Here is a 19,616-nt window from a genome sequence, read left to right on the forward strand (position 1 = left end):
CCCGGCACCTGCTGGTCGGCAGGAAGTGGAAGCAGACCGGGAAGCGGAAGGTCGCGGGCGGGGTCGACGATCGCGCCCACGGCCGGGACGGCGTGCTCCGGTTCCGCTCCGGGGACGTCTGGTGCCGGGTGTCCGCCTAGGCCCTGTCCGGGCCTAACTCCCGCCTCCAGCTGCGTGGTTGGCCTGGTCGGCGAGGGAGCGGAGGAAGACGCGCATCTCCTCGGGCGCGCTCACCTCGAAGGGGTGGCCCAGCCTCAGCAGGCGCATCGCCGTCCACTCCACGGAGTCGGTGGTGCGCAGCAGGCAGCTGTGCTCGTCGATCGGTTCGATGCTGCCGTCGCAGCGGCCGAAGCGGCGGCGCAGCTCCTCGGCGGAGGTGTGGACGGTGGCGACGATGGTCGTCAGGGTTGGGCGGCGCAGCTTGCCGGCGACGTACGCGGCGGCGTCCTCGGCGGGCAGCGGGCGCGGGGTGAAGCGGGCGCCGGTGGCGTGGGGTTCGCCGAGGCGGTCGACGCGGAAGAGCCGCCAGTCGTCGCGGTCGAGGTCGTAGCCGACCAGGTACCAGCGGTGTCCGGCCGAGACGAGCCGCTCGGGTTCCACGTTGCGTCTGCTGGCGGTGCCGTCGTACGTCAGGTAGGCGAAGCGCAGCCGTTCCCGGTTGGTGACGGCGCCGGCGATCACCGTCAGGTCGTCCGGGTCGACGGTCGTGCCGTCGCCGGGCAGCAGCGCCACGGTGGCGGTGTTGAGGGCGCCGACGCGGTGGCGCAGCCGACCGGGCAGCACCTGGAGCAGCTTGCCGAGGGCCCGTACGGAGGCTTCCTCCAGCCCGGCGACGGCGTGCCCGGCCGCGGCGCGCAGGCCCACGGCGATGGCCACCGCCTCCTCGTCGTCCAGCAGCAGCGGGGGCATCGCGGTGCCGGCGATCAGGCGGTAGCCGCCGATGGCGCCCATGGTGGCCTGCACGGGGTAGCCGAGGTCGCGCAGCCGGTCGATGTCGCGGCGGATGGTGCGCGGGCTGACGCCGAGGCGGTCGGCGAGTTCGGTGCCGGGCCATTCGCGCGGGGTCTGGAGGAGGGAGAGCAGGTTCAGCAGCCGGGCGGGGGTGTCGGACATGCCGTCCATCATGCCGGAGGAACTAGGACAGGACCTGGCCTACTTCCCTCGTATCGTCGAGGACGTGCCGACGAGCGAGGAGTACGGAATGAGCAGCGCGGACGTGGACCGGCGGAGGTGGATCGCGCTGGCGATCGTGATGGTCGCCTCCTTCATGGACCTGGTGGACGTGACCATCGTCAACATCGCGATCCCGAGCATCCAGGCGGACACCGGCGCCTCCTTCAGCGCCGTCCAGTGGGTGACCGGCGGGTACTCGCTGGCCTTCGCGGTCGGGCTGATCACCGGTGGCCGGCTGGGCGACATCCACGGGCGGCGGCGGGTGTTCCTGGTCGGGATCGGCGGCTTCACCCTGGCGTCCGCGCTGTGCGGTTTCGCCTCGGGCCCGGAGATGCTGGTCGCGATGCGGGTGCTGCAGGGCGGGACGGCGGCGCTGATGGTGCCGCAGGTGCTGTCGATCATCCACGCAACCTTCCCGGCGGAGGAGCGCGGCAAGGTGTTCGGGATGTTCGGCGCGGTGGTCGGGCTGGGCGCGGTGTCCGGTCCGATGATCGGTGCGCTGCTGACCGAGTGGGACCTGTTCGGCCTGGCCTGGCGTCCGATCTTCCTGATCAACCTGCCGGTCGGCATCGCCGGACTGCTGCTCGGGCGCCGCTTCATCGACGAGTCCAAGGCCGAGAAGGCGCTCAAGCTGGACCTCGTGGGCATGGTGCTGGCCAGCCTCGGCCTGCTGATGCTGATCTACCCCCTCACCCACGGGCGCGAGGCCGGCTGGCCGCTCTGGGGGTACCTGTCGATGGGTGGGAGCGCGGTCGTGTTCGCGCTGTTCGTGGCGTACGAGAAGGCCAAGACACGGCGGGACGGCTCGCCGCTGGTGGAACTGTCGCTGTTCCGGGTGAAGTCCTTCGCGGCCGGCATCGCCGTGCAGACCGCCTTCGGGATCGGGCTCGGCATCTTCTTCCTGGTCTGGACGCTGTACATGCAGATCGGCCTGGGCTGGAGCCCGCTCAAGGCCGGCGCCACCGGGCTGCCGTTCTCCCTCGCCGTCTCCACCGCCGCCGGGCTCTCCGTGCAGAAACTGGTGCCGCGGTTCGGGCGGAAGGTGCTGCAGGCGGGGGCGCTGGTGATGGTGGCCGGTGTGCTGGTCTACATCGCGGAGGCGAACCGGTACGGGGCGGACATCGCGCCCTGGCAGATGGCGCTGCCGCTGGTCGTGATGGGCCTCGGGATGGGGCTGGTGGTCGCGCCGATCACGGACGCGGTGCTGGCGGAGGTGCCGCGCGAGCACGCCGGGTCGGCGTCGGGGCTGATCAACACCGTGCAGCAGGTGGGCAACGCGCTCGGGCTCGGCCTGGTGTCCGTCGCCTTCTTCGGGCAGGTGGACGACGTGGTCGCGCCGGAGGCGGTCGGGGCGGCCTTCAACGGGGCCTTCGTGCACGCGATGTGGTGGGTCGCGGCGGTGCTGGCGGGGGTGTTCCTGCTGATGTTCGCGCTGCCGCGGCGCAAGGCGGTCGTCGCATGGGAGGCGGAGACCTCCGTTGCCGAGCAGCGGGAGAGCGCTCTGGTGTGACGGTCGGGTGCGGGGCCCCGGTCGCGGATCGCGGCCGGGGCCCTGCCGTTGTGGGGGCGGAGTCGCCGCCGTTGCGGGGCTCCCGCCGTTGTGGGGCTGCTGCTGTTGCGGGGCCTCTGCCGTTGTGGGGCTCGCTCAGCGGACGGCGGGCATGCTCGCGACCGAGGCCCGGGTGACGGTGCGGGGCTTGGCGGCGGCCTTCGCCTCCTTCGCGGCGCGCTTCGCCTCCTGCTTGAACTCCCGCACCAGGGTGAGGGATTCGGGCCCGGTGATGTCCGCGACCGAACGGTGGGCGCCCTCCTCGCCGTACGCTCCGGCGGCCTCGCGCCAGCCCTCCGGCCGGACGCCGAACTGCTTGCCGAGCAGGGCCAGGAAGATCTGCGACTTCTGCTTCCCGAAGCCCGGAAGGGCGTTGAGGCGGCTGAGCAGCTCCTTGCCGGTGCGCACGTCCTTCCACAGCGCGGAAGCCTCGCCGTCGTACTGCGCGACCAGGAACTGGCAGAGCTGCTGCACCCGTTTGGCCATCGCGGCCGGGTAGCGGTGGACGGCCGGCTTCGCGGAGAGCAGGGCGACGAACTCCTCGGGGCCGTAGGTGGCGATCTCGTGCGCGTCCAGGTCGTCGCGGCCGAGGCGCTGGGCGATGGTCAGTGGGCCGGTGAACGCCCATTCCATCGGGACCTGCTGGTCCAGCAGCATGCCGACGAGGACAGCCAGCGCGCTGCGTCCGAGCAGTTGGTCGGCCTCGGGTTGCTGGGCGAGCCGGACGGTGACGTTCATGGGCGTCCCTACCTCGGAGTTGGCGTCGGGTCGGCGCCCAGTCTGGTCGACGTGCTGGGGCCGGGCGTGGTCAACACGCCCGTTTGGTGGGGAGTTTTGGTGTTCACCACCCTTGGGGGGTCTGCATGGTTCGTCAGCGGAGCGGTTGTTGGGGGTACTGCGGAATATTTTTTGCCCGCGTTTTCGCCCGAGCTGTCACATCGGCGGTGCGCCCCGGGTCAGAGGGGTGTCGAGCCGCCGCGGAACGGACCGGGGCGGCGCCACTCGAGTGGGGAGAACCACCATGTCCGTCGCCTACGTCGTCGTCACCGTCTTCGCCGCCCTGAACACCGGCTTCTCCGCCTACTCGGTCTTCGCGAAGGCTTCGTACGTGGTGGAGCCCCTGACCCAGTACGGCGTCCCGCGCTCCTGGTGGATCTGGCTCGGCATCGCCAAGGCGGCCGGAGCGGTCGGCCTCCTCGTCGGCCTCGCCGTCCCGGCCCTCGGCTACGCCGCGGCGATCGGCCTGATCCTCTACTTCCTGGGCGCGGTCCTCACCGTGCTCCGGGCCCGGGTGTACAAGAACGTGGTGTTCCCGCTGATCTACATGGCCCCGTCGGCGGCCTCGCTGGTGCTGGCGCTCGCCGCTTGAAGGCGTTCTCTCTAGGGGTCTCGGCTGCGTCGTTCCGGCGCACCGGGACCTCTTCCTGTGTGCCGCCACGGCGAACATGTCGCCAACTCGTTTTGTTCGCATGACTATTCGATGGACAAGAGGAAACGGGAAACCCCGTCGATCCCCGTTTGATCGGCTCGGTCGCATGCCAATATTCAGGCGGAAGCGAGGGGAGACCGCTTCCGGCCCCCTTGGCGGCGGATGCTCGGGCGGCCCGATCGGGAATGGGGGTTGGCATGCCCATGTCTAATAGAGGGTTCGGCCAGTTCGGCCCGGAACTCCGCAGACGGCGGATCGCCGCTGGGGTGAGTCTCACGCGGTTCGCCGAACTGCTCAGCTACAGCAAGGGACACCTCAGCAAGATCGAGCGCGGGCACAAGGTGCCGCCGCCCGGGTTCGCCCGTCGGTGTGATGCAGAGCTGGATGCGGGCGGAGAGCTGGAACGGCTGTTGCATGCCGCCCCCCGGCGACGTCGTGCCGAAGATGATTCTCCGGATGTCGGGGAGTTCTCCGGCCCGTCGCGGACGGGCGGACCCGGTGGCATCGGGGAGCCCGGAGGGGTCGGTCGGCGGCGGGTGCTGACGGTCGGGGCGACCTTGCTGTTCGTCGCCTCCTTGCCCGTGCCCATGACGGGTGCGGCAGAGGTGGAGGACTCCTCCACGGTCGAGATCTTCCGCGGTCAGTTCGATCAGATGAGGCGGCTCGGTCAGGCGAGCGACCCGCGCACGATGATCCCGCTGCTCGCCGCGCAGACCCGAGCGCTGTGCGAACTCGCCCACCAGGCCGCCTCCGTTGAGCGTTTCCGGCTGCTCGCTCTGGCCGCTCGGTACGCGGAGTACGGGGGGTGGATGGCTCAGGAGTCCGGGGACGATCCGGCCGCACTGCAGTGGACCGCCAGGGCCGTTGACCTAGCCGAGGCGGGCGGCGACCGCGACCTCGCCTCGTACGCCCTGGTCCGACGGGCCCTGATCACCTTCTACGCGGGAGACTCGGTCGGGACCGTCCAGCTCGTCGGTGCCGCCCAGGGGAGCGGCCTGCCGCCGAGGATTCGCGGCCTCGCCGCTCAGCGCGAGGCCCAGGGCCACGCTCTTGCTGGGGATCGTGACGCCTGTCTGCATGCTCTCGACCGCGCCCGGGACCTGCTGCACAAGGCCCGCGCAGAGGCCGGCGGCGCACCGGTGCTCGGCACCACCAGTCTCTCCGACCCGGCCGCCATGGTCACCGGCTGGTGTCTGTACGACCTCGGCCGCCCCGGCTCGGCCGCCGAGGTGTTCGACCGCGAGTGCCCACGGATTCCCGTCGGCGCCGTCCGTAGCCGTGCCCGATACGGGCTCCGGCGAGCCCTCGCGCACGCGGCGGCCGGGGAACCCGAACGTGCGTCCGGGATCGCGGCGGAGCTCCTGCCGCTCGTTCCGACCCTGCGGTCGGCCACCATCCGGGCCGACGTCCGGCGGCTCGCGAGCGAGCTGAGCCGCTTCCGGACCAGCGGAGCGGTGCTGGAGCTCCAGCCTCTACTGGCCCGGGCGTTGCACCCGTAGGCCACGCGTAGTCACCCGAAGCCACGGCGGCCCGTCCGGCCGTCGTTCGATCCGCCATGCCTGGAGAGGTGATCCGTCATGCCCGACATCTTCATCAACTACCGCACCAGCGACGAGGACACCACCGCCACCCTGATCGAGCGCGAACTCTCCCGCAGGTTCGGCAGCGAGAGCGTGTTCCGTGCCAGCAAGTCGATCCCGATCGGCAAGCCGTTTCCGCAGGAGCTGCTGACGGCGGTCCGCCGTAGCAGCGTTCTGATCGCGGTCATCGGAGCGCGCTGGGTCGATGCCCGTGACCGGGACGGGGGCCGTGCACTCGACGACCCGGAGGACTGGACCCGTCGGGAGATCCTGGAGGCGTTCGAGAGCGGGGCCCTGGTCGTCCCGGTGCTCGTCGGCAGGGCCACCCGGCTCGACCGGAGCGACCTGCCGGCGGCGCTGGCGGAGCTTGCCGACTGCCAGTACCTGCGCTTCGACAACCGCGACGCCGAATCCGGCCTGCGAAGGCTCGGCGACGACCTCGCCTCGGCGATTCCCCGACTTGCCGAGGCCGAGCAGCGGATCATCCGGGAGTCCGCCGCCGAGGGAACCGACTGCGAGGCCGACCGGACGGGCGGTGGTGTGGTGCGGGCCCGGACCTACCGGCACGAGCAGAGCGGTGGCATCGGCAACGTGAACGGCGACGTGGGGACGTTCATCAACACCGCCAGCGGGCAGGTGCACACCGGGAGCGGGACGCAGAGCACCACGATTCGGCGCGGCGGCGTCGAGTTCCATGGTGACGGCGGTAACTACATCGAGAACGGCACCGTCAACAACGACTTCGGTGGCCACGAGGGTCGAGAGGGCCGTCGGCGATGACCGAACGCGCGGACACGACCTGGATCGGTGCCGCGAAGGGGCCGACGCATACCGGCAGCGGGCCGCAGAACATCTACAACAGCTACCTCGCGGAAGGTGCCGAGCCGTCCTTCCGCCGAGGCGGGAAACCCGTGGAAGTGGCACTCGATCAGCGACGCTTCCTGCGTGCAAGGTTCATCGGGCCGCGTGGGTACGGCGAGGCGGCCGCGCGACTGGAACGGCCGGGGACGGTCGTCCTGCTCATGGGAGGATCCGGCAGCGGGCGACGCTCGGCCGCCATCGTGCTGCTGCACTGCGCCGACCAGGAAGGAAGGCGGTTCCGAGAGCTCTTCCCCAACGACGAACGGTTCGATTCGGGGGAACCGGAGAAGAGCGAGCGCGTCCTGTTCGATCTCACGGAGACATCCGAGAGTGAATTCCTGGAAGCACAAGGCAGGTTGAGACGAATCTGGGAGCAGATCCGGCGGGTCGGCGGCAGACTCGTCGTGGTCGTGCCGCAGGAGCACGAGCATCTGTTGCAGTCCGACTTCCGCCAGCTCCTGGTGGGGATCGGGCGCCCCGACTGGGCCGGGGTGATCGTCAGGCACCTTCGGCTCGGCGGCGTCAAGGTGTCGCGCCGGGAAGTCCACGGGTCGGCCTTCAGCGAGGACTTGAAGCGGTACCGGATGCGGGAGCTGCAACGACTGTGCGAGTTGATGGTCGTGGCGCACACGGAGGGAGGCCAGTTCGATGCATGGGCTGCGAAGGCCGTAGAGGCCGTTCGGAAGCGCGGGGAGGAGGCCGCCCAGCAGATCTCCTCCCTCACGGACGGGCGGCAACGGGCACTGCTGTTTGCGGCGGCCATGCTGGAAGGCACGTCGGTCGACGCGGTGTGCCGGCTCGTTGACCGGCTGCTGGCGAAACTCGGTCATCCGGCGGACGGACGACCGGAGCTCGACCGGGACGACATGACCCGACGGCTGAAGGCCGTTCGGGTCGATATGCGGGGCGAGCGAATCCACTTCGAAGCACTGGCGTACGGGGCGGCCGTCCGTTCCCACTTCTGGCTCTACTATCCGGATCTGCGGGAGACCTTCGGGGCGTGGGTCGCGGACACGGTGCAGAAGACGAACTGGTTGACGCCGGCCGACCGTCGGCGGCTGGTCGGCCGGTTCACCGAGCAGGCCCTCAAGGTCGGCGATGTCCGGAAACTGATCGAGACGGTCGAGTCGTGGGCCGAACAGCCGGGCTCGTCGGACGAGGCGGTTCAGGTGCTGGGCCTGGGGCTCATGAGCGAGCGCCACGGCGCGGAGTTCCGGGCGAAGATCTACGACTGGGCGACGTCCCCGCAGCCGGCCGACACCCTGGTGCCGGTCCTGGTGCGGACCTGTGTGGACATCATGGCCCTGCAGCATCCCGACCAGGCGATCGTCCGCTTGCACCAGCTCGCGCGCCGGGAGAGCGGGCGGATCGCGACGAATGCGCTCCTTCGACTTGCCCGAGGGGAAAAGCGGCTGTACCTGAAGCTGCTCGAACGAGTGCGTGCGGGAATGGCGCGGCAAGACCCCTGGTTGCCGGATGTCGACCTCTTCCTGGCATTGATGGATCCGCTGCCGACCTGGCTGCCCCGAGCGGAGGCGGTGCGCGGCTGGCGCGAGGTGCTCCGGCTGCCACCGTCCTTGTGGGCCAGGGGGGTCAAGACATGGCTCCAAGCCGCGAGGCTGGTGCCGGACGACGGTTTGCGCTTGATGGGCGTCCTGCTCGCCGCGGCCGAAGGCAGGAGCGAACCGCTCAGCCACTACTACCTCCTGGCACACGCCTGGGAGACCGAACGGGACGATCGGCCGTTGTCGGTGAGCCGGGCCGAGGTGGCGAAGCGCTTTCGCCGGGAAATCGACCGAGCGCAGGGCCTCGGCCCGCTGGTCGGGGCTGCCGAGAGGGGGCGCCGGTGACGGTCATGGGAAGGGTGCCACTTGTCGTGTTGGCGCTGGCGGCAGGGGCCATGACCGTGGTGCTCGGGGTGTCGGCGAGATGGCCGGTGTGGCTGTGGGCGGTGCCGGCGGCGATGGCCGTGGTCCTTGCCGGAGTGCTGGCGACGGCTCGGGGGCCGCGACCGGAGTCGGGTGAACCGGCCTGGGAGAAGACCCGGGTCGTCGGTGTGGCACTGCCGAGCCGGGTGCCCGACTACGACTTTCACTTCTCGGCGACGGTCTGGTGGCGGCCGGTCCCCAACACGAGCGGCCAGGTACACGCTGACCCGGCCGGTCTGGCGATCGAGACAGTGCTCGCCCGGGCTCGGGAGGTGACCGAACGGGAACTGCCAGAACGCTTGGACCTGGTGCAGCACCGACTCAACGGTGTGCTCGGCACCCAGGGGCTGGATCGGTCCGCGCTGGTGGAGGCCATGGGCGGGAAGGTGGAACTCCGGCTGTCGGAGGACGACCGGAACAGGTTGGGGAAACTCTCCGAGGTGCGCAAGACCGAGGAGGTGTGGGAGCACGAGCGGCGTCACGAACAGAGCAAGCGGGCCTATCTCGGCGGGGATGTCCTGAGATCGCCCGGTGATGCGGTCGTGTGGTGGCTGGCCCGGCACGACGACCAGATCAAGGAGGCGGTGGACCTGATCGGTCCGCTCGCCCAGCTCTCGGCGGCGGCCAACAACGAGGCGGTGAGCGACCTGTACGAGCACCTCCTGCCACTGTCGGGGCCGTTTCCGGACGATGACGAGGACGGGACCGGTGACGGCGGGCCTCCCGAGCCGCCGAGCAGGCCGCCGGTGCTCGGGCCGTTGCGGGATCTGCTGGGCGACGTCCAGGTGCCGGAGTCCTCCCCCGAGGGGAAGGTCTACGTTCACCGGACGGCGGAGCTCATGGAGACGATCGGTCGGCCGTACGAGGCACGCCTGATCCGCGAGAGTCTGACCGACGACGGGGACGCTCCGCCTGCCCGGGGTGGACCGTCGGCCGGTGATCGGTTCGGAGTTCCCTTGAGCAAGTTCGACAAACCTGCCAGCGGCTACTCCGTGGACGGGGCTGCGCGGGAAGCAGGACGTGATCGGGAGGACTGACAGGTGGGGCGAGGTTTTGAGTGGATGGGTCATTTCATATGACTGTTCCCGTTGTGCTGCTCATCGGGCCTGACGGGGAGTCATCCTTGGTCCAATTGGAGTGTCCAGTCGAAGCGTCCAGAAAGGCTCGCCCGCCGTGACCCAGCCGTTCGAACTTCCGTCCTTCTACGTGCCGCACCCGGCACGCCTCAATCCGCATCTGGACGAGGCCAGAGCCCACTCCTCCGTCTGGGCGCGGGAGATGGGCATGTTGGAAGGTTCCGGCGTCTGGGACCAGGCCGATCTGGACGCCCACGACTACGGACTGCTCTGTGCCTACACCCACCCCGACTGCTCCTCCGAGGCGCTGTCGCTGGTCACCGACTGGTACGTGTGGGTGTTCTTCTTCGACGACCACTTCCTGGACATGTACAAGCGCACCAACGACCGGGAGGGCGGCAAGGCGCACCTGGACCGGCTGCCGCTGTTCATGCCGGCCGACCCGGACACGCCGATGCCCGAGCCGGAGAACCCCGTCGAGGCGGGGCTGGCCGACCTGTGGCGCCGAACCGTTCCGGCGATGGGCGAGGACTGGCGGGTGCGGTTCGCGGAGAGCACCCGGAACCTGCTGAACGAGTCGCTGTGGGAGCTCTCCAACATCGACGCCGGGCGGATCGCCAACCCGGTGGAGTACATCGAGATGCGCCGCAAGGTCGGCGGGGCGCCCTGGTCGGCGCAGCTGGTCGAGTACGCGGCCGGGGCCGAGGTGCCGAAGGAGGTGTCGGGGTCGCGGGCGCTGCGGGTGCTGATGGACGCCTTCTCCGACGGCGTGCACCTGCGCAACGACATCTTCTCGTACCAGCGGGAGGTCGAGGACGAGGGTGAACTCAGCAACGGCATCCTGGTGTTGGAGACCTTCCTGGACTGCTCCACCCAGGAGGCGGCCGAGGCCGTCAACGACCTGATCACCTCGCGGCTCCAGCAGTTCGAGAACACCGTCTTCACCGAACTGCCGGTGCTGTTCGCCGAGACGGGGCTCGGGCCCGAGGGCCGGGCGCGGGTGTTGGCGTACGTCAAGGGCCTGCAGGACTGGCAGGCGGGTGGCCACGAGTGGCACATGCGCTCGAGCCGGTACATGAACGGCGGTGGTGCGGCGGCCGGTTCGCAGGGCGAGGTGACCCCGGGCGCGGGCGGCTCGCTGCCCGGGGTTTCGGGCAACTGGTGGGACGCGTACGCGATCGGCGGGATCGGGACCTCGGCGCTGGACATCCTGCGCAGTGGGGCCACCGTGCTCCAGGGCGACAGCTCGGCCGGGCGGTCGGGCGGCCTGGCGCCTGCGGTGCGTCGGGCGCGCTCGCACAGCCACGCGCCGTACCGGCCCGTCGGGCCCGGTCAACTGCCTGAGTTCAGGCTGCCGTTCGAGCTCAGCATGAGCCCGCACCTGGACGGCGCGCGGGAGCGGGTGATCGAGTGGGCCGAGCGGATGGGCCTGCTGGCCGAGGAGCCCGGCGTCCTCGGCTCCGGCATCTGGGACGCCGAGTCGATGCGTGACTACGACCTGCCGCTGTGCGCCGCCGGCATCCACCCGGACGCCACCGAGGAGGAACTCGACATCTCCTCCGCCTGGTTGGCGTGGGGCACCTGGGCCGACGACTACTACCCGGCGGCCTTCGGCCGCACCCGCGACCTCGCCGGCGCCAAGCACGCCAACGAGCGGCTGTCGCTGTTCATGCCGGTGGACGGCACCCCAGCGCCCCAGCCGGCGAACGCGCTGGAGCGCAGCCTCGCCGACCTGTGGGAACGCACCGCCGGCCCGATGGCCGTCGAGGCACGGGGCAGGCTGCGCGAGTGGGTCGAGTCGATGACGGCCAGCTGGATCTGGGAGCTCGCCAACCACATCCAGAACCGGATCCCGGACCCGGTCGACTACCTGGAGATGCGCCGCGCCACCTTCGGCTCCGACCTCACCACCGGTCTGTGCCGGCTCGGCCACGGCCGGACCGTACCGCCGGAGGTCTACCGGCACGGCGCGATGCGGGCGCTGGAGAACTCCGCGATGGACTACGGGTGCATGGTCAACGACGTGTTCTCGTACCGGAAGGAGATCGAGTACGAGGGCGAGCTGCACAACGTCGTCCTGGTGGTGCAGAACTTCTTCAACTGCGACTACCCGGCGGCGGCGCGGATCGTCGACGACCTGATGCACTCGCGGCTCGACCAGTTCCAGCACGTCGCGAAGAACGAACTCCCGGTGATGTACGACGACTTCGGGCTGGACGCCGAGGCCCGGGCGATGCTCGACGGGTACGTGCGGGAGCTGGAGAACTGGCTGGCCGGGGTGCTGAACTGGCACGAGGAGTGCCGGCGGTACAGGGAGGAGGACCTGGAGCGGCACTTCGGCCCTGAGCGGGTGCTCGCGGCGCGGGGGACGGGGGCCGGGGGCGGGGTGCCCCGGACGCTCGGGGTGGTGCCGACGGGGCCGACCGGGCTGGGCACGGCCTCGCTGCGTCTGCCGGTGCCTGCGGTGTCGCCGGTGCCTTCGGTGAGCGGCGGGGTGGCGGGGGTGCACTGACCTTTCGGCCTCTCGACTTCTCGACCTCTCGGCTGAGCGGCGCCCCCGCGCGGGGGCGCCGCGTCGTGGTTAGGCTGGCGAACCGGGGAGGCGCGTACGCCCGCCGGCGTGCGTGTACCGCCGCACGCGAGGGCAGAAGAGATGGCTGCGCTACCTGAGGGCACACCCTGCTGGGCCGACGCGATGTTCACCGACCTGGAGGGCGCCAAAGCCTTCTACGGCGACGTCCTGGGCTGGACGTTCGGCGAGAGTTCGTCCGAGTTCGGCAACTACACGCAGGCGTACTCGGACGGCAAGGCCGTCGCCGCGATCGTGCCGCCGATGCCCGGCGCGGAGGCCCAGTCCGCCTGGTGCCTGTACCTCGCCTCGCCGGACGCCGCCGCCACCGCGGAGCGGATCCGTACGGCGGGCGGCGAGGTGATGATGGGGCCGATGACGGTCGGAGACTTCGGCACCATGGTCATCGCCCGGGACCCGGGCGGCGTGGCGTTCGGCGTCTGGCAGGCCGGCGTGCACGTGGGCTTCGAGAAGCAGGACGCGCCCGGCTCGTACGCCTGGGCCGAGGTCATCACCCGCGAGCCCGGTAAGGCCGACGCCTTCTTCCCCGCCGTCTTCCCGTACAACGTCCAGAAGATGGTGGGCGGCGACTTCGACTACCGGATGTTCCGGGTGGGCGATCGGCCCGTGCTGGGCAGGATGGGCACGGAAGGCGCGGAGGGCGACTTCCTGCCGCCCGAGGCCCCCTCGTACATCAGCGTGTACTTCGCCGTGGACGACACCGACGCCGCGATCGGACGGCTGACCGCGCGCGGCGGCAAGGTCTACTTCGGGCCGATGGACAGCCCGTTCGGCCGGTTCGCGGCGGTCGGAGACCCCCAGGGTGCGGCCTTCGGGCTGATCGACCTCGGTCGGACCGTGGGCGAGCGGCCCGCGACCGAGTCCGTCCGATGACGGAGCGGGAGGAACTCGTCGGGAGCCTGGACCGGCGCCGCATGCTGCTGCTGCGCACCGTCCGCGACCTCACCGACGAGCAGGCGGCCCGGCGCACCACGGTCAGCGAGCTGACGCTAGGCGGGCTGATCAAGCACTGCGCGGCCGTGGAGGCGCGGTGGGCACGGTTCATCACCGGCGGCGCGGAGGCGATGCGCGGCGGGGACGAGGACTGGGCCGGGCAGTTCCGGATGGCGGAGGGCGAGACGCTGGCCGGGCTGCTCGACGGGTACCGGCAGGTGGCGCTGGAGACGGACGGCACGCTGCGCGGCCTGCCCGACTTCGACCTCGCCCACCCGCTGCCGCCGGCGCCCTGGTTCGAGCCGGGCGCGCGGTGGTCGGCGCGGCAGGTGGTGCTGCACCTGATCGCGGAGACGGCGCAGCACGCCGGGCACGCGGACATCATCCGGGAGTCGCTGGACGGGGCGAAGTCGATGGGGTGAGGGCAGCGGGGTGAGCGCGCCGGGGGCAGGGCGCCGGGGTGACGGTCGGGTGGGGTGACGGTCGGACGGGGGCGCCCCCGCCCCCGCCCCCGCCTGACCCGCCCGACCGTCCGGCGGTCAGTGCTTCCAGCCCTCTCCGAGGGACGCCTCCAGCCCGTCCAGCACCAGGCGGACGCCCTTGGTGAAGCCGCTGTCCCGCCCGGTGTCGAGGCTCTCCGGCATGTGCTTGGTGTACAGCCGGTGCAGTCGCGGGAAGTCCTTGGTGGCCTCGACGACGGTCGGCATCACCTCCGAGACCCACTGCTCCTCCTCCCGGCCGCTCTTGGCGAGCGCGCTGAGCCAGGCGGCCTCCACGGTGGCCGTCCCGATGACGAAGCCGAACAGGACGCTCATCGCGTCGTTGGCGTCGTGGGCCTCGAAGCCGGCCGTCTCCATCAGGGCCAGCCCGGCCTCGCCGAGCCGCATCCAGCTGGGGCCGAAGTAGATCATCCCGACGTCGCCCATCACCGAGACCATCCACGGGTGGCGCAGGATGCAGGCCCGCAGGCTCTCGGCGATGTCTTCCAGGGCCTTGCGCCACACGGCCGGGTCCTCGGCGCCGGCCGGGTCCGGCAGCGGGAGTTCGCCGAAGACCGCGTCGACGACCAGGGCGAGCAGCTCGTCCTTGTTGGCGACGTGGGTGTAGAGGGAGGTCGCGCCGGCGTTGAGGCGGGCGCCGAGCTTGCGCATGCTCAGCGCCTCGATGCCGTCGGTGTCCAGCAGCGCCAGCGCCTCCTGGACGATCTGCTCGCGGCTGAGCACCGGCTGGTCGCGCCGGGCGCGCTGCGGGCGGGCCCACGGGTTGGTGATCGCCGGGGCCGCGCTCCTGCGGGCCTTCGGGGATTCCTTCGTCTCTGCTTCCTCAGAGTCGGCCTTCATCGGGCACTCCTTCGGTTCTGTTCCGTCCGCGCCCTGCCGGGGCGGTTCACGAGCCCAGCATAGGCCCGATCCCGAACGGTGTGCGGCGATGCGCACGATGTTCGGGTCGCGCGTACGCCGTGCGTCGACGCGAACGACGTACGGCCTTGCGTACGCCGTTCGGTGTCCGTACAGTGTTCGGCATGGCGCACACCGTACTCCGGGGGAACGGAACGGAGAGCGGTGTGGCCGAGACGACTTCCGAGCGCCGTGACGGACGGTGCCGACTTCGAAGGGGGTGCGCGCGGTGGCACGTCATCCGCAGCGCTGGCTCATCCTGATCGTGCTCTGCCTCAGCAGCCTGGTGCTGGTGGTCGACAACATGGTCCTCACGGTGTCGATCCCGCCGATCGCGGCGGACATCAAGGCCGGGGCGCAGGACATCCAGTGGATCATCGACTCCTACATCCTGGTCTTCGCGGGCCTGCTGCTCACCTCCGGAAGCCTCTCCGACCGCTTCGGCCGCCGAAAGGTGATGATCATCGGACTGGCGCTGTTCGGCGCCGCCTCCCTGGTCGCCGCCGAAGCCGCCAGCCCCGGCCAGCTCATCGCCGGACGCGTCCTCATGGGCGTCGGCGGCGCGCTCGTCATGCCGAGCACCCTCTCCATCCTCATCACCGTCTTCGACGACGAGGAGCGCCCGAAGGCGATCGCCGCCTGGAGCGCGGTGGCCATGATCGGCCTGGTCGGCGGCCCGGTGCTCGGCGGCGCGCTGATCGCGCACTTCTGGTGGGGCGCGGTCTTCCTGCTCAACGTGCCGATCGCCGTGGTCGCGATCATCGCGGCGCTCGTCCTGATGCCGGAGTCCAAGGGCCCGTGGCGCAAGCCCGACCTGCCCGGCATGGTGCTCTCCATGGTCGGCATGACCGCCCTGGTCTGGTCGATCGTCGTCCTGCCCCGCGACGGCATCACCAGCGCCGAGACCCTCGTCCCGTTCGTTGTCGCCGTGGCCGCGCTCGTCGGCTTCGCCGTCCGCCAGGTCCGCACCGACGCCCCGATGGTCCCGCTCCACCTCTTCCGCAACCGGGTCTTCACCGGCGCCAGCTTCTCGCTCGTCCTGCTCACCTTCGCCACCGGCGGCCTGATGCTGGTGCTCACCCAGTACCTGCAGTTCGTCCTGGAGTTCACCCCCACCGACACCGGTCTCGCCTTCATCCCCCTCGCCGTCGCCTCGCTCCTCTTCAACGGCATCGGCGCGGCGCTCGGCAAGAAGCTCTCCGCCCGGGTGCTCACCGCGATCGGCATGCTGATCATCGCCGGCGGCTTCGGACTGCTCGCCACCCTCTCGGTCGGCGACGGCTTCGTGAAGGTCGCCCTCGGCATGCTGGTCCTCGGCATCGGCTCCGGCCTCGCCATGCCGGCCGCCGCCAACGCCCTCCTCGGCGCCATCCCCGGCGAGCACGCCGGCGTCGGCTCGGCCCTCAACGACACCATCCAGCAGTCCGGCGCAGCCCTGGGCGTCGCGATCCTCGGCACCGTCCTCTCCAGCACCTACACCAACGGCATGCCCACCGACGCCCCCTCGGCCGCCCGCCACTCGATCACCGACGCCCTCGCCATGGCCTCGACCAACGCCGACAACGGCCTGGTCACCGCCGCCCGCGACGCCTTCAACACCGCAACCTCCAGCACCTTCACCGCCGGCGGCATCGCGGTACTCGCGGCGGCGGCGCTGACTCTGGTGCTGATGAAGGGCGGCCCGAAGGCACCGGAGGCGGAGGCTGCGGATGCCGATGCGGCCGCCGAGCCCGAGGCCCAGCTGGTGGGCTGACCCCGCAGCGCCGTTGAAGGCCCCGGCCCGCTGAACGCGGCCGGGGCCTTCGGCTGTTCCGGCGGGGGCGGCCGAAGGCCCTCACGGCACCCAAACCGCCTGGCTCCGCACTGGCAGGTCGCCGCCCCGGGCCTGCCAGGGGCGGCGCCCGGGCGTTGCGTGGCGGGCCAGGACCTCGGCGCGGTGAGTGCGTCTCGGGGTGGCGGCGGCAGCGGGCCGGCCTTGGTGGTGGTGTCCCCGCTGCGTCGTGGCTGGGGCCTGCGTTCTCGCGGACGCGAGGTGGTCCGTGCCGGGTCGGACCCGCCGCTGAGGTGTCGGGCGCCGGGAGCAGTGGGCCCGTCTCCCGGTCTGCCCAGGCGCGTAGCCTTCGGGTATGCCTGCGATGCCCGCTGCCTACGCGGAGCGCCCGTCCCGGCTGCCGGGGGCGGTCGTGTGGACGAAGAGTGCCGCCTCCGGTCCGCAGCCGGGCGCCGCAGGGCTCGTGCTGCCGGACGGGTGCATGGACCTGCTCTGGACGGGCGGGCGGCTGCTGGTGGCGGGCCCCGACACCTGTGCGTTCCGGCCCGGACCCGGCCAGGGCGGTCCGTGGGCGGGTATCCGGCTCCGGCCCGGCGCGATGCCGGCTCTGCTCGGCGTTCCGGCGCACGAGCTGCGCGACCGGCGGGTCGACCTGGCCGCGCTACGGCCCGCCTCCGAGGTGCGCCGACTCATCGGCCGGATCGACGCCGCCCCCGATCCGGCCGCAGCGCTGGAGGACCTGGCCCTGCACCTGGCCGCCGAGGCGCAGCCGGAGGACCGGCTGGTCCGGGCGGTGGCCTCCTCCCTCGCAGCCGGGCACGGCGTCGCGGCGACGGCGGAGGAGGTCGGCCTCGGCGCCCGGCAACTGCACCGGCGCTCGCTGGCGGCCTTCGGCTACGGCCCCAAGACGCTGGCCCGCATCCTGCGGCTGCAACGCGCCCTCGCGCTCGCCCGCTCGGGCATGCCGCTCGCCGAGACGGCGGCCCGCGCGGGCTACGCGGACCAGGCGCACTTGGCGCGGGACGTCCGGGAGTTGGCGGGCACGCCGGTGACGTCCCTCCTGCGCGCCTGACGTCCTGCGGCCCGGCCTTCCGCGAGCGGCGCGAGCGGGTACAGCCGTGTGGGACGTAGGGGCGTGGGACGTAGGGGCGTGCCGGTGGGCACGCCGGTCACGCCCTGCCGAGGGCCGGACTGCCCTGGCGCCTTCGCCCGCCCCCCCCGTGAGCGGCGCGCGACGTACGTGAGTTCGTTCTCCAACGTGCCTCGAAGCCCGCCCCCCGTCTAACCCTCCGCGAGCGGGGCGAGCAGGTCCACCTCGTTGCCGTCCGGGTCGCGTACGACCGCGTACCGCTGCCCCCAGAACGCGTCCCAGGGCTTCAGCTCCCCGTGGTGCCCCGCGTCGACCAGTTGCGCGTACAGGGCGTCCACCTGTGCGGGGTTCGCGCAGCGGAACGCCAGGGCCGTGCGGCCGCCGCCGGTCGGGGGCTGCCAGTCGGGGTGGAAGGAGCGGATGGTGGATTCCGGGTCGAGGACCAGGAGGGGGCCGCCCGGCAGTTGGGCTTCGACGTGCGGTTCGTTCTCGGCGCCCTCGGCGAATTCGATGCCGAGGAGGCGGTAGAAGGCGATGGAGGCGGCGAGGTCGGAGACGGCGAGGCCGACGAAGGCGAAGCGGGGTGCGGGGGTGTCGTTCATGATCGCTACGGTAGGCGGTGCCGGGGGTCCGGTCTTGAAGGAATCGGACGTGGTCGTGTCGGGCGCCGGTACTCTCCGGGCATGCTCGACGAACCGATTCACCTTGCCCCGTACGATCCGGCCTGGGCCGATCAGGGCCGCGCGTTGGCGGCGCTGCTCCGCGCGGACCTGCCGGTGCGGGCCGAGGTCGAGCACATCGGCTCGACCGCCGTGCCCGGGCTGGACGCCAAGCCGGTGCTGGACGTCCAGATCGGGTGCGCGGGGGCGGACACGGCGGCGGTGGTCGAGGTCGTGCGTCGGCACGGGTTCGAGCACCTGGGCGAGTCGGGCGTTCCCGGGCGGCAGTACCTGCGGCGGCGGTCGGGGGTGCCCGCGAACGTCCATGTCGTCGAGCTCGGCGGCGCGTTGTGGACGGACAACCTGCTCCTGCGCACGTACCTGCGGGCCCGTCCGGAGGCAGCCGCCCGCTATGCCCGCGCCAAGCGGGAGGCCGCCCGGCCGGACGCCCGTCTGCTCGCCTACTCCGCGCACAAGGCTTCCACCGTCGCCGAGTTGATCGCCGAGGCCCGCGCGTTCGGCGGTCGGCCCGCCTGAAACCGGGCTGCCCGGGCGGGCTCCTGCGGGTAACGTCCCGGCTGGTACAGGTGATTCGTACGAGGAGGCAGTGGCGGATGAGCAACCACAACGACCCGGAGACCCCCGACGTCTTCCGGACCCCGATCGAGCAGGTCTTCGTCCGGACGCACCTCGGTGAGGCTCCGGCGATCGACGCCGCCGACTGGACGCTCACGGTCGACGGTCTGGTCGAACGCCCCCTGGAACTCGACCTGGCCGCTCTGCTGGAGCTGCCGCAGACCCGCGTCACCGCCGTGCACGAGTGCCTCGGCAACCCGCTGAACCCCGACGTCCCGACCCGCGCCGTCGCCAACCTGGAGTGGACGGGGGTCGCGCTCTCCGCGGTGCTCGCTCTGGCCGGTCCGTCCGCCGGGGCCCGGCACCTCTGGCTGGAGGGCACCGACACGGGCAGCTTCGCGGGGGAGAGCGGCCTGACGTACCTCAAGGACCTTCCGCTGGAGGAGGGCAGCGCCGCCGTGCTGCTCGCCCACCGGGTGAACGGCGAGCCGCTGCCGCGTCAACACGGCTTCCCCGTAAGGGCGGTGGTGCCGGGAATGTTCGGCACCAACTCGGTGAAGTGGCTGCGCCGGATCACCCTGGCGGCCGAGCGCCCCGAGCACCTCTTCACCACCCGCCTCTACAACCGGGTGCTCCCGGGGAGCGACGAGCGCGTCCCGGCCCGCGAGATCGACGTCAGCAGCAAGCTGCTCACCCCGCGCGACGGCGCCCGGGTGCCCGCCGGGGTGTGCGAACTCGCGGGCCGGGCCTGGAGTTCGACCGAGGTGACCTCCGTCGAGGTCTCCGTGGACGACGGCCCCTGGCGGCCCGCCGTCCTGGAGCCGCGCGGCGCGCAGCCCGCCTGGCAGCGCTTCGCGCTCGACCACGACCTCGCCCCTGGCCCGCACCGCGTCCGGGCCAGGGCGACCGACGCCGTCGGCCGGGTGCAGCCGCTCGCCGGCACCAGGAACCACGTCCACGAGATCCGGCTGACCGCCGGAGCCGAGCACGAGCACGAGTAGGGG

Annotated in this window: 17 protein-coding genes and 1 pseudogene; 14 read left to right on the plus strand and 4 right to left on the minus strand. The window is 71.6% G+C overall.

The genetic code is table 11. The features are described 5' to 3' along the window. Positions 1 to 153: 153 nt before the first annotated feature. On the minus strand, positions 154 to 1,113 hold the full coding sequence (locus IH61_RS0108660; protein ID WP_031067427.1) for a helix-turn-helix transcriptional regulator: 960 nt from the start codon (positions 1,111 to 1,113) through the stop codon (positions 154 to 156). A gap of 88 nt (positions 1,114 to 1,201) precedes the next feature. Between IH61_RS0108660 and IH61_RS0108665 the strand changes: the two genes are divergently transcribed. Next, positions 1,202 to 2,683 (plus strand): MFS transporter, encoded by a 1,482-nt coding sequence (locus IH61_RS0108665; protein WP_031067429.1) that lies wholly within the window; start codon positions 1,202 to 1,204, stop codon positions 2,681 to 2,683. Between the two features lie 135 nt (positions 2,684 to 2,818). Here the strand turns inward: IH61_RS0108665 and IH61_RS0108670 are convergent, their stop codons facing one another. After that, the gene (locus IH61_RS0108670; protein ID WP_051836589.1) at positions 2,819 to 3,460 is read right to left on the minus strand and encodes an HhH-GPD-type base excision DNA repair protein; all 642 of its coding nucleotides are present in this window, start codon (positions 3,458 to 3,460) and stop codon (positions 2,819 to 2,821) included. A 283-nt stretch (positions 3,461 to 3,743) separates the two neighbouring features. Between IH61_RS0108670 and IH61_RS0108675 the strand changes: the two genes are divergently transcribed. The 9 genes and pseudogenes from IH61_RS0108675 (at position 3,744) to IH61_RS0108710 (ending at position 13,541) form a co-directional block, all read left to right on the plus strand. Continuing rightward, entirely contained in the window at positions 3,744 to 4,091 is a 348-nt protein-coding gene (locus IH61_RS0108675; protein WP_031067434.1) for a DoxX family protein, read from the plus strand. Between the two features lie 263 nt (positions 4,092 to 4,354). Continuing rightward, positions 4,355 to 4,546: pseudogene (locus tag IH61_RS49905) on the plus strand (helix-turn-helix domain-containing protein); the annotation flags it as partial. Between the two features lie 192 nt (positions 4,547 to 4,738). After that, positions 4,739 to 5,650, plus strand: a complete 912-nt coding sequence (locus IH61_RS0108680) for a DNA-binding protein (protein ID WP_324607590.1) — start codon at positions 4,739 to 4,741, stop codon at positions 5,648 to 5,650. A gap of 78 nt (positions 5,651 to 5,728) precedes the next feature. Further along, complete coding sequence (locus tag IH61_RS0108685) at positions 5,729 to 6,511, plus strand: toll/interleukin-1 receptor domain-containing protein (RefSeq protein WP_031067440.1); 783 nt, start codon at positions 5,729 to 5,731, stop codon at positions 6,509 to 6,511. Then, positions 6,508 to 8,442: a hypothetical protein gene (locus IH61_RS0108690; protein ID WP_031067442.1), complete on the plus strand. Its 1,935-nt coding sequence runs from the start codon at positions 6,508 to 6,510 to the stop codon at positions 8,440 to 8,442. Before IH61_RS0108685 ends, IH61_RS0108690 begins: the two co-directional genes overlap by 4 nt. A 50-nt stretch (positions 8,443 to 8,492) precedes the next feature. After that, on the plus strand, positions 8,493 to 9,557 hold the full coding sequence (locus IH61_RS40590; protein ID WP_158844809.1) for a hypothetical protein: 1,065 nt from the start codon (positions 8,493 to 8,495) through the stop codon (positions 9,555 to 9,557). Positions 9,558 to 9,693: 136 nt separating this feature from the next. Next, positions 9,694 to 12,108 carry a terpene synthase family protein gene (locus IH61_RS0108700; RefSeq protein WP_051836598.1) on the plus strand — a complete coding sequence of 805 codons (2,415 nt, stop codon included), beginning with the start codon at positions 9,694 to 9,696 and terminating at the stop codon, positions 12,106 to 12,108. Positions 12,109 to 12,249: 141 nt separating this feature from the next. Beyond that, positions 12,250 to 13,059 (plus strand): VOC family protein, encoded by an 810-nt coding sequence (locus IH61_RS0108705; RefSeq protein WP_031067452.1) that lies wholly within the window; start codon positions 12,250 to 12,252, stop codon positions 13,057 to 13,059. Then, the gene (locus IH61_RS0108710) at positions 13,056 to 13,541 is read left to right on the plus strand and encodes a DinB family protein (RefSeq protein ID WP_031067455.1); all 486 of its coding nucleotides are present in this window, start codon (positions 13,056 to 13,058) and stop codon (positions 13,539 to 13,541) included. Before IH61_RS0108705 ends, IH61_RS0108710 begins: the two co-directional genes overlap by 4 nt. Before the next feature lie 117 nt (positions 13,542 to 13,658). Here IH61_RS0108710 and IH61_RS0108715 read toward each other — a convergent pair whose 3' ends face one another. Further along, positions 13,659 to 14,459 carry a TetR/AcrR family transcriptional regulator gene (locus IH61_RS0108715; RefSeq protein WP_078910941.1) on the minus strand — a complete coding sequence of 267 codons (801 nt, stop codon included), beginning with the start codon at positions 14,457 to 14,459 and terminating at the stop codon, positions 13,659 to 13,661. Positions 14,460 to 14,745: 286 nt separating this feature from the next. Here IH61_RS0108715 and IH61_RS0108720 point away from each other — a divergent pair, with 286 nt between their 5' ends. Both IH61_RS0108720 and IH61_RS0108725 read left to right on the plus strand, forming a co-directional pair. Beyond that, positions 14,746 to 16,269 carry an MFS transporter gene (locus tag IH61_RS0108720; protein ID WP_031067459.1) on the plus strand — a complete coding sequence of 508 codons (1,524 nt, stop codon included), beginning with the start codon at positions 14,746 to 14,748 and terminating at the stop codon, positions 16,267 to 16,269. 373 nt (positions 16,270 to 16,642) lie between these two features. Further along, positions 16,643 to 17,359, plus strand: a complete 717-nt coding sequence (locus tag IH61_RS0108725; protein WP_031067460.1) for a helix-turn-helix transcriptional regulator — start codon at positions 16,643 to 16,645, stop codon at positions 17,357 to 17,359. A gap of 209 nt (positions 17,360 to 17,568) precedes the next feature. On the opposite strand, the gene IH61_RS0108730 is transcribed toward IH61_RS0108725, so the two are convergent. Then, a complete protein-coding gene (locus IH61_RS0108730; protein WP_031067461.1) occupies positions 17,569 to 17,979 on the minus strand; it encodes a VOC family protein in 411 nt (136 codons plus the stop codon). 81 nt (positions 17,980 to 18,060) lie between these two features. Between IH61_RS0108730 and IH61_RS0108735 the strand changes: the two genes are divergently transcribed. Together IH61_RS0108735 and IH61_RS0108740 are read left to right on the plus strand one after the other, a co-directional pair. Then, positions 18,061 to 18,573: a GrpB family protein gene (locus IH61_RS0108735; RefSeq protein WP_031067462.1), complete on the plus strand. Its 513-nt coding sequence runs from the start codon at positions 18,061 to 18,063 to the stop codon at positions 18,571 to 18,573. A 77-nt stretch (positions 18,574 to 18,650) separates the two neighbouring features. Then, positions 18,651 to 19,613 carry a molybdopterin-dependent oxidoreductase gene (locus IH61_RS0108740; protein ID WP_051836600.1) on the plus strand — a complete coding sequence of 321 codons (963 nt, stop codon included), beginning with the start codon at positions 18,651 to 18,653 and terminating at the stop codon, positions 19,611 to 19,613. The last annotated feature ends 3 nt before the right edge of the window (positions 19,614 to 19,616 follow it).

The organism is Streptomyces sp. NRRL WC-3742 (assembly GCF_000720635.1).
GTDB lineage: Bacteria > Actinomycetota > Actinomycetes > Streptomycetales > Streptomycetaceae > Kitasatospora.